A 9,779-nucleotide genomic window follows, 5' to 3' on the forward strand; every position below is an offset into this window, starting at 1 on the left:
GCCCGAGCACAGTCACGGCGTGCGCTTCTTCGGCGCCGTGCGCGACCTCACGGCCACGGGCTTCTTCACGAGCAAGATCGGGATCGCCGACCTCGACTACAAGGGCAACACCTTCGTCGCCAAGTGGACCGGCGCCCCCAAGGAGGCGCTCGACCACCTGGGAGTGAGCTACGACCCACTCAAGGGCTGGTACAAGGACAGCGTCTAGGACAAGGGCAGAAGGGTAGAAGAGCAGAAGGAAAGAAGGTAGGGCGGGAAGGCGGAAGGACCGAAGGCACAAGGACAGTACAGGGAAAGGGCAGGGCTGGCGTCGGCGCCTGTCGAGCCTTTGGACCTTCTTCAGCCTTGCGTCTTTGGGTTCCTTCTTCCTTCCCGCCCTGCCTTCTGCCCTTCTACTCTTCTGCTCTTCTACTCTTTTTCCTGTGCTGTTCTGCTACGCTTTCCTGATGCTGCTCCGTATTTCCGCCCTGCTCGTGGGCACCGCTGCGCTCGTTGGCGGGCCCCTCCTGCTCGCCCAGGCCCCCGCCCCCAAGAAGGACGTTGCCAAGGTCTGGACCGACGTCTGCGCCAGCTGCCATGGCGCCAACATGCAGGGCGCCCAGGCGCCCAGCATGCTCGACGACACCTGGATCTCGGGCAACGGCGACGATGCCGCCCTGGCCGCGACGATCAAGGCCGGACGCACCGACAAGGGCATGCCGGCCTTCGGCGGGCTCCTCAGTGACGAGGAAATCCGCGCGATGGTGGTCTACATCCGCGAGACCGCCGGCAAGGCCAAGTCGGCCGGCGCCACCTTCGCCAAGCCCGAGCCCAACGTCGTCGTCCAGAGCGAGAAGCACACGTTCAAGCTCGAGACGGTGCTCGAGGGCGTGAACACGCCCTGGGGCCTCGACTTCCTGCCCGATGGCCGGATGCTGATCACCGAGAAGGGCGGCACCCTCCGCATCACCGACGCCAAGGGCGTGCTCGCGGCCGAGCCCGTGCAGGGCGTGCCGGTCGTGACGGCCAAGGGCCAGGGCGGCCTGCTCGACGTCGGCGTGCACCCGCAGTACGCGAAGAACGGCTGGATCTACATCTCCTACAGCGACCCGGGCGAGGGCGAGGCGGCCATGACCGCCGTGATTCGCGCCAAGCTCAAGGGCAACGCGCTGACCGACGTCCAGCAGATCTTCAAGGCGCCCGCCGCGACCTATCGCACGGGTAATCCCCACTTCGGCTCGCGCTTCGTCTTTGACGGCAAGGGCCATGTGTTCTTCTCGATTGGCGACCGCGGCACGATGACCGATGCCCAGGATGTCACCCGGCCCAACGGCAAGGTGCACCGCGTCAACGAGGACGGCTCGATTCCGGCCGACAACCCGTTTGCCGGCAAGGCCGACGCCATCAAGAGCATCTGGAGCTACGGGCATCGCAATCCCCAGGGGCTGACGATGCACCCGACCACCGGCACGCTGTACGACGTGGAGCACGGCCCGCGTGGCGGCGACGAGTTGAACCTGGTGGAGAAGGGCAAGAACTACGGCTGGCCGGTCATCACCTACGGGATGAACTACAACGGCACGCCGATGACCGACAAGACGGCGGCGCCCGGCCTGGAACAGCCCCTCACGTACTGGGTGCCCTCGATCGCCGTGTCGTCGATCGGGTTCTACACCGGCGCGAAGTTCCCGCAGTGGAAGGGCAACCTGATCCTCGGCTCGCTCGCCGCTCAGGAACTGCGTCGCCTCGAGATCACGGCCACGGGCGTGAAGCAGGAAGTGCTGTTCAAGAACGTCGGGCGCTTGCGCGACGTGGTGACGGGACCCGACGGCGCGATCTACATCGCGTTCAACCAGCCGGATCGCATCGCCCGCCTGGTGCCCGCCCCGGCTGGCGGCACCGCCGCGGCCCAGTAAGGGGCCAGGGCGCGGTCTCCGACCCCACAGAGGTAGGGCGCGGTCTCCGACCGCGCCGTTGGTAGTTCGGAATGAATGACGGCGGGGTGGGACACCCCGCCCTACCGCTGAGGTAGACGGTGTCCACGCCTTCCGTCCCCCCCGCCCTCGACCGCGGCGACGCCGCGATCTTCGACATCACGACGGCTGCCCCTGGTCCCGAGGGGCAGTTGCCGTTCACCCCGGACGACCTGCGCAACAAGCCGAGCGGCGACCTCTTCGGCTGGTCGCTCGACGTCGGCATGGGCTGGGCGCCCGATGCGGTGCGCCAGCCGCAGGCCTTGCTCCTGAGCACGCTCGGGGGCATGCGCGAACCCGATGGCCGCCCCCTCGCCCTCGGGTACCACACGGGGCACTGGGAAGTCGGCCTGTTGATGCGTGAGGCAGCGCTCACGTGTCGCGCCAGCGGCTGGACGCCGTTCGCGGGGTTCTGCACCGACCCGTGCGACGGCCGGTCGCAGGGCACCCCGGGCATGTTCGACAGCCTGCCGTATCGCAACGACGCGGCCACCGTGTTGGGGCGGCTGATCCGGTCGCTCCCGACGCGTTCGGCCGTGCTCGGCGTGGCCACGTGCGACAAGGGGCTGCCGGCCATGCTGATGGCCATTGCCGGCGCGGGCGACGTCCCGGTCGCGATCGTGCCTGGCGGCGTCACGTTGCCGTCCGATCGCGGTGAGGACGCCGGCACCATCCAGACGATTGGCGCGCGCTTCTCCCACGGGCTCATCTCGCTCGAGGAGGCGGCGGCCCTCGGCTGCCGCGCCTGCGCATCGCCGGGCGGCGGGTGCCAGTTCCTCGGCACGGCCGCCTCGGCGCAGGTCGTGGCGGAGGCGCTGGGCCTGGCTCCCGTGCACAGCGCCCTGGCGCCATCGGGGCAGCCCATCTGGCTCGACGGGGCGGCGCGCGCCGTGCACGGGTTGCTGGCGCAGCGTGCCCTCGGCTGGTCGGCCCGCACGCTGGTCACCGATGCGTCGATCCGCAACGCGATGGTGGCGCACGCGGCCTTCGGCGGCTCGACCAACCTGCTGCTCCACGTGCCGGCCATCGCGCACGCGGCGGGTCTGCGGCGCCCGACCATCGAGGACTGGACCGCTGTGAACCGCGCCGTGCCGCGCCTGGTGGATGCGTTGCCCGCCGGTCCGCACCCCACCGTGCGCGTGCACCTGGCCGGCGGCGTGCCCGAAGTGCTCCTGCACCTGCGGGCCCTCGGCCTGCTCGACACCAGCGTGCCGACGGCCAGCGGGCTCTCGCTGGACGCCGTGCTGGACTGGTGGCAGGACAGCGAGCGGCGGCAGCGCTGCAGGCAGATCCTGCGCGACCGCGATGGGGTCGATCCCGATCGCGTCGTGATGCCGCCCGCGGCGGCTGCTGCCGCGGGGCTGAGCAGCACCGTGTGCTTCATGCAGGGCAACCTCGCACCCGAGGGCGCGATCGTGAAGAGCACGGCGATTGCCCGTGACCTGCTCGACGGCGACGGCGTGTTCCGGCATGTCGGACCGGCGCGCGTCTTCACCAGCGAGGCCGCGGCCATCCAGGCCATCAAGGGCCACGATCCCGCCACCGCCCTGCAGCCGGGCGAGATCGTCGTCGTGGCCGGCATCGGCCCGATGGGCACGGGGATGGAGGAGGTCTACCAGGTGACCTCCGCCCTCAAGCACCTGCCGGCGTTCAAGGGCACGCCGCTCATCACCGACGCGAGGTTCTCCGGCGTGTCCACGGGCCCGTGCGTCGGCCACGTGGGGCCGGAAGCCCTCGCCGGCGGACCGCTCGGGCGCTTGCGCGATGGCGACCTCGTACGGGTGGTGATCGACACGCGCACGCTCTTGGGGCACATCGATCTGGTGCGCGAGGACCCCGCCACCGGCGAACTCGAGCCCGACGCGGCGACGCTGGCGACCCGCACGCCGCACCCGGCGCTCGCCCCCCATCCGAAGCTGCCGCCGGCGACGCGCCTGTGGGCCGCGATGCAGGCCGCCAGTGGCGGCACCTGGGGCGGCTGCGTTTACGATGTGGACGCGATCGTCACCAAACTGCACGCGTGAACGGATGGCTCGAGGCTCAGGGCTCTAGGCTCAAGGCTCAGAGAGCATGCCGAGAAGAGCGTTGCAGTCATGCAATGGCGAACGCGCTCCTCGAACTCCCGGCCTGTGCCGTAATGTGAGCAGCCATTAGTGAGCTTTCTGAGCCCTGAGCCCTGAGCCAACCATGAAACAGAGCCCCTCCAACCGTCGCCAGTTCCTGCAGTCCACCGGTCTCACGCTCGCCGCCGCATCGCTCGCCGGCGTGCGCTCTGCCGCGCAGCCGCGCCTGCCAGGGCCGCCCGAGAAGAAGCTCGGATACGCCATCGTCGGGCTCGGCAGCCTGTCGATCAACCAGATCCTGCCGGCGTTCGCCCATTGCCGGCACGCGCGGGTCACCGCGCTCGTCAGCGGGGATGCGGCCAAGGCGAAGACGCTCGCCACGGCCTACGGCGTGCCCGAGTCGGGCCTCTACAGCTACGCGACGTACGACCGGCTGAAGGACAACCCCGACGTCGACATCGTCTACATCGTGCTGCCCAACAGCATGCATCTCGAGTACACCGTGCGGGCGCACCAGGCCGGCAAGCACGTGCTCTGCGAGAAGCCGATGGCCAACACGCCGCAGGACTGCGAGGCGATGATCGCGGCGGCGAAGGTGGCGGGGAAGAAGCTGATGATCGGCTATCGCCTGCGCTACGAGCCGAACAACATGGCGATGATCGACATGTGCCGCAAGCAGGAGTTCGGCAAGCCGAAGGTCATCCTCTGCGAGGCGGGGTTCAACATCGGCGACCCGAAGCAGTGGCGTCTCAACAAGACGCTCGCCGGCGGCGGGTCGCTGATGGACATCGGCATCTACGCGCTCAACGCCGCGCGCTACCTGTCGGGCGAGGAGCCGATCGCCATCAACGCGTTCGAGTACACGACACCCGGCGACCCGCGATTCGCTCCCGGCGTCGAGGAGACCCTCAACTTCCAGCTCCGCTTCCCGAGCGGCATCCTCGCCAACTGCGTCTCGAGCTACGGTGTCGGCCTGAACCGCTTCCGCGTGCACGCCGAGCGCGCCGCGTTCGAACTCGAGCCTGCCCTCAGCTACTCCGATCTCCGCATGCGCGTCGTCCGCGGCGGCACTGTCGAGCAGCGCACGCTCCCCGAGCGCAACCAGTTCGCGCTGGAGATGGACCACATGGCCGAATCGGTGAAGAACAACACCGAGCCGCGCACGCCGGGCGAGGAAGGCCTCAAGGACCTCCGCGCCATGATGGCGATCTACGAGGCAGCGAAGACCGGCAAGACGGTGACGCTTAACGCTTAACGCTTAACGCCTAACGCCTAACGCCTAACGCCTAACGCTTGACGCTTGATGCCTGGCGTTCGACGGTGACGCATGCAGGCCGTCCGTGCGCGATCGCCAGGCATTACGCGTCAGGCCGTCGGGCCGCTCGCTGGCTCGTTGCGACGATGGCTTCGCCGGCCACGATCATCCCGGCAGCCACCAGCGTGGTCGCGGAGAGGACGCCTTCGATCCATCGCGAGGCCGCCAGCGCCACCAGCGCCTGCACCGGCGCCTGCGCTGACAGCACCCACAGCGGCAGGCGGGTGAGCGCTGCGAAGCGACACAGGAACAGGCCGAGCAGTGTCGCCCCGCCCGCGAGCGCCAGCATGAGCGTGCCGGTGTCGGGGCGATGGACGGTCGTGGGGACCAGCACCAGGGCGAGGGTCACGAATCCCGCAGTGTTGACCCAGTGCCGCCACACGGTGAGTGCGACGGCGCCCTCGAGCCCGCGAGCCCGCGCGATGCGGGTCGCACCGAGGTAGCCGGCCAGCGACGCGATCACGTAGCAGAGCGCGGCGAGGAGGCCACTGCTGCCGACGACGCCGGTCCACACGATCAACAGGCCGCCGGCGAGTGCCAGGGCGGCACCTCCCAGCCCCGCGCGTGTCCAGGGTTCGCGCAACACCAGGATGGCGACCGGCGCCTGCACGACCCAGTCGAGGCGCGTCAGGAAGACGTACTCGGCGACGCGGGCACTGCTGGCAAGACCGACGTAGTACGCCACGCCCGCCGCGAGAAAGCCCGTGAGACTCACCAGGAACGCGATGCGGTGGGGCGGCGTCCACAGCGCGCGTGTCTCGGCGCGCCACCGTCGTCGCCAGTGGGGGACGACCAGCAGGAGGGCCAGGGCCGTCGCTCCCAGCCCGTACACCAGCGCGGTGCCTGGCAGCAGGGACGTGCGTGTGATGACCGCCGAGACGATGAACGGCGACAGGCCGGCGAGCAGGTGCGACGCGAAGCCCAGCGCCAGACCTCGCGCGTCGTTGGCGCCTGCCGTCTGCGTGTCTGGAGGAGTCACGCGCACACGATACAGGCACAGCTCCCCGGCGGGCCACGCGATATCACGGACCTCCAGGGGGCGATCGCGTAGGATGACGCCTCACGGAGCGGAATGATGTCGTCACTCGTCAGGTTGTTGACTCACCAGGATGTGCACCGCGCGCTCGTCGGCGTGGACCTCGTGGGCCTCATGGAATCCGCGCTCGGCGCCCTCTCGGCCGGCGACGTCGTGCAGCCGCTCAGGTCCTCGATGCTCATCGGTCCCGAGCGTGCCTATCTCGGGCTGATGCCGGCACACATCGCCTCGCACGCGGCGCTGGGCCTCAAGCTCGTGACCGTCTTCAACGGTAACCGCGCCCACGGGCTGCCCAGTCACTTCGCCACCGTCCTCCTGCTGGACGACACGACCGGCAGGCTCCGCGCGGTGATGGACGGGGCACACATCACCGAGGCGCGCACCGCGGCGGTGTCGGCCGTGGCCGTGCGTCACCTGCAGAGGGCGCCGCCACGTCGCATGGCGCTGCTGGGCAGCGGCGCGCAGGCGCGCAGTCATCTGCAGGCGCTCGCCGCCGAGTCGCCCTCGCTGCAGGAGGTGCGCGTGTGGAGTCCGCGTGCCGACCTCGCGGCATTCGTCCAGGAGATGTCCGGTGACGTGTCGGCGACACTCGTCGCAGCCGACACGGCCGAGGCCGCGACCCGAGGCGCCGACCTCATCGTGCTCGTGACGGCGTCGCCTCACCCCGTGATCGAGCGGCGCTGGGTGGACGATGGCGCCCTGGTGGTGTCGGTGGGCGCGTGCCGGCCCGACCAGCGGGAGATGGACCCCGAGCTCGTCTCGGCGTCGCGCCTGGTCGTCGATTCGCGCGCTGCCGCGCTCGTCGAGTCGGGTGATGTCGTGCAGGGTCTGGCGGAGGGCCGGTTCGGCCCCGAGCACATCTGCGCGGAACTGGGCGCGGTGGTCCGATCCGGCGCGCCCGTGCGGCGGGATGCCGGCGACATCGTGATCTTCAAGTCGCTGGGCCAGGCCGTCGAGGATGTCGCGGTCGCCCACCTCGTCCTCGAGCGCGCGATCGCCGACGGACTCGGAACTCAGGTGGCGCTGTGACGGCGCCGGAGGCACGATGGTCGCAGCGCTCCTGATCCTCTTGTCGGCCCTCTCGCTGGCCTTCGTCGCGGTGTGGGTCGCGACCGTGCGCACACCACGGCCCGACGGCACGGCGCCCCCAGAGACGGCCCCGGGCTGGCCGACCGCCGAGCACCACGCCGTCGGCTTCGTGACCAACTTCTTCGACACGCTCGGGATCGGGAGCTTTGCGCCGACCACAGTGATATTCAGGCTCAGGCGCCTCGTGCCAGACGACCTGATCCCTGGCACGCTCAACGTCGGCCACGCGGTGCCGGTCGCCGTCCAGGCGCTGATCTACATCGTGATCATCGCGGTGGACCCGTGGACGCTGGTGTCGCTGATCGCGGCGGCTGCCGCGGGGGCCTGGCTCGGCGCCGGCATCGTGGCGGGGCTGTCGCGCCAGCGCATCCAGGTGGGCATGGGCATCGCCCTGCTCGCGGCCGCGTCGCTCATGGTGATGACGCAGTTCGGCTGGTTTCCCGCCGGCGGCGACACCCTCGGGCTCTCGGGGGCCAGGCTGGCGATCGGCATCGGCGGGGCGGCCCTCGCGGGCGCGTTGATGACGCTCGGCGTGGGGTTCTACGCCCCGTGCATGATTCTCATCAGCCTGCTCGGCATGAACCCGACGGCGGCCTTTCCCATCATGATGGGCGCCTGCGCGTTCCTCATGCCCGTGGCCAGCATGCGCTTCGTGCGCAAGGGGCGCTACAGCCTGCGCCCCGCGCTCGGGCTGACCCTGGGCGGCGTGCCCGGCGTGCTGCTGGCGGCCTTCATCGTGCGATCGCTCGACCTGGCGACCGTCAGGTGGCTCGTCGTGGTGGTCGTGCTCTACACGGCGGTGTCGATGCTGGTGGCCGCCACCCGCCGCGCGTCGGCGCAGGGCGCGCGCTGACCGGTCAGTGACAGCCGCAGCTGCCGCAGCCCGCGCCTGCCGCGGCGGCGAGGCGCTGCTCGATGGCCCGTGAGGTCGGGGTGATGGCCAGGCCGCCGAGGGCCGTGCAGCGATGCTCGCGCGGCATCCGGCTCGCCACGTCCTTGGCCGCGTCGATCACCTCGTCGAGCGGGATGAGCGGGTCGAAGTCGGCCAGCGCCATGTTGGCGCACGACAGCGCGTTGCTGGCGGCCATGACGTTCTTGCCGAGGCACGGCGCTTCGACGCGGCCGGCGATGGGATCGCAGATGAGTCCGAGCATGCTCTGCATGGCCATGGACGCCGCGGCGATCGCCTGATCGCGTGTCCCTCCCGCGAGCGTGACGAGCGCAGCGGCCGCCATGCTGGCCGCGGCTCCGCCCTCGGCCTGGCATCCGCCCACCTCGGCCGCGAACGTCCAGCGTGTGGCGATGAACACGCCGACCAGCCCGGCGGCGAGCATCGCCTGCGCCATCGCCTCCTCGTCGCGGCCCATGACCTCGGCCATGCCGATCACGGCGCCGGGCAACGCGGCGCAGGCACCGGCCGTCGGGGCGGCGATGATGACGCCCATCGAGCTCTTCACCTCCATGAGCGCCGTGACGTAGAGCACGATGCGATTCAGTGCGCCCCCGTCGAGCAGCCGCCCCGCCTCCATCGACGCCTGGAAGCGCCCGCTCTGATGCCCGAGCATGCGGTCGGCGTAGCTCGTGCCCGCGATGCCGCTGGCGATCGAGCGCCGCAGGATGCGCACGAGGGCGATCATCCGCTCGACCACCTCGTCCTCGCTGAACCGCCCGCGCGCCCGCTCGTACTCGACGGCCAACTGCCACAGGGGCGTCTGTCGATCGGCGTCGTGGCGCAGCATTTCTTCACTGCCCGCGAAGGGCACGCGCACGTCCTTGCGCGACGCCACCGGCAGCACCGGCGCGAGCCTCCGGACGGCAATGGCCTCCACGCCATCGGTCGTGACGAAGCGCGCCGCCTTGACCTGCACGATCTGCAGGTCGCCGGCGGCGTGGACGATCGCCTCGGCGTCGTCGAACGCGGGCACCGGGCCTGGACGCATCCAGATCAGCGTCTCGTGGTAGCCGCCGTCCATGCTCATCGCGACGCCGTCGATGCTGAGCACCTCCATCATGCCGCCGCCGGTCGAGATAGCGATGAGTGTGTGGGTGTCGGTCGTGTTGCGCAGCGTGAGTCGATATGTGTTCGGGTGGGGATCCCCGACGTCGACCGTCTCGATGCGGTGCGCGATCCCGGCCTCGGCAAGCGCCCTGGCCGCGTCGGGCAGTCGCTCATCGTCGGCTTCCCAGCCGAGCAGCCCGCCGAACAGGCCCATGTCGCTGCCCTGGCTCTCGTGCGTGGTCGGCAGCGAGCCGGCGCGATCGAACTCGACCAGCACGTCGGTGATCTCGCCCGCCATGAGGTCGCGAGCGAGTCGGCCGATCCG

Annotated in this window: 7 protein-coding genes and 1 pseudogene; 6 read left to right on the forward strand and 2 right to left on the reverse strand. The window is 70.2% G+C overall.

Features of this window, described 5'->3' with window-relative positions; genetic code table 11:
* The 4 genes and pseudogenes from ACIRDX_RS17540 to ACIRDX_RS17555 form a co-directional block, all read left to right on the forward strand.
* Positions 1-208: pseudogene (locus ACIRDX_RS17540) on the forward strand (hypothetical protein); the annotation flags it as partial.
* Positions 209-446: 238 nt separating this feature from the next.
* On the forward strand, positions 447-1,895 hold the full coding sequence (locus ACIRDX_RS17545; protein WP_396626734.1) for a PQQ-dependent sugar dehydrogenase: 1,449 nt from the start codon (positions 447-449) through the stop codon (positions 1,893-1,895).
* Positions 1,896-2,014: 119 nt separating this feature from the next.
* Positions 2,015-3,976 carry a YjhG/YagF family D-xylonate dehydratase gene (locus tag ACIRDX_RS17550; protein WP_396626735.1) on the forward strand — a complete coding sequence of 654 codons (1,962 nt, stop codon included), beginning with the start codon at positions 2,015-2,017 and terminating at the stop codon, positions 3,974-3,976.
* 163 nt (positions 3,977-4,139) lie between these two features.
* Positions 4,140-5,270 carry a Gfo/Idh/MocA family oxidoreductase gene (locus ACIRDX_RS17555; protein ID WP_396626736.1) on the forward strand — a complete coding sequence of 377 codons (1,131 nt, stop codon included), beginning with the start codon at positions 4,140-4,142 and terminating at the stop codon, positions 5,268-5,270.
* Positions 5,271-5,373: 103 nt separating this feature from the next.
* Here the strand turns inward: ACIRDX_RS17555 and ACIRDX_RS17560 are convergent, their stop codons facing one another.
* Complete coding sequence (locus tag ACIRDX_RS17560; RefSeq protein WP_396626737.1) at positions 5,374-6,309, reverse strand: hypothetical protein; 936 nt, start codon at positions 6,307-6,309, stop codon at positions 5,374-5,376.
* 96 nt (positions 6,310-6,405) lie between these two features.
* Here ACIRDX_RS17560 and ACIRDX_RS17565 point away from each other — a divergent pair, with 96 nt between their 5' ends.
* Together ACIRDX_RS17565 and ACIRDX_RS17570 are read left to right on the forward strand one after the other, a co-directional pair.
* A complete protein-coding gene (locus ACIRDX_RS17565; protein WP_396626738.1) occupies positions 6,406-7,395 on the forward strand; it encodes an ornithine cyclodeaminase family protein in 990 nt (329 codons plus the stop codon).
* A 16-nt stretch (positions 7,396-7,411) separates the two neighbouring features.
* Positions 7,412-8,308, forward strand: a complete 897-nt coding sequence (locus tag ACIRDX_RS17570) for a permease (protein ID WP_396626739.1) — start codon at positions 7,412-7,414, stop codon at positions 8,306-8,308.
* 4 nt (positions 8,309-8,312) lie between these two features.
* Here ACIRDX_RS17570 and ACIRDX_RS17575 read toward each other — a convergent pair.
* A partial coding sequence (locus ACIRDX_RS17575) for an L-serine ammonia-lyase, iron-sulfur-dependent, subunit beta (RefSeq protein ID WP_396626740.1) occupies positions 8,313-9,779 on the reverse strand: 1,467 nt, incomplete at its 5' end.

The organism is Luteitalea sp. (assembly GCF_044337415.1).
In the GTDB taxonomy this organism is placed as follows: domain Bacteria; phylum Acidobacteriota; class Vicinamibacteria; order Vicinamibacterales; family Vicinamibacteraceae; genus Luteitalea.

Coding starts and splice junctions, on each gene's coding strand:
- ACIRDX_RS17565 (WP_396626738.1), top strand. CDS start 6,406: ATGTCGTCACTCGTCAGGTTGTTGACTCACCAGGATGTGCACCGCGCG.
- ACIRDX_RS17570 (WP_396626739.1), top strand. CDS start 7,412: ATGGTCGCAGCGCTCCTGATCCTCTTGTCGGCCCTCTCGCTGGCCTTC.
- ACIRDX_RS17545 (WP_396626734.1), top strand. CDS start 447: ATGCTGCTCCGTATTTCCGCCCTGCTCGTGGGCACCGCTGCGCTCGTT.
- ACIRDX_RS17555 (WP_396626736.1), top strand. CDS start 4,140: ATGAAACAGAGCCCCTCCAACCGTCGCCAGTTCCTGCAGTCCACCGGT.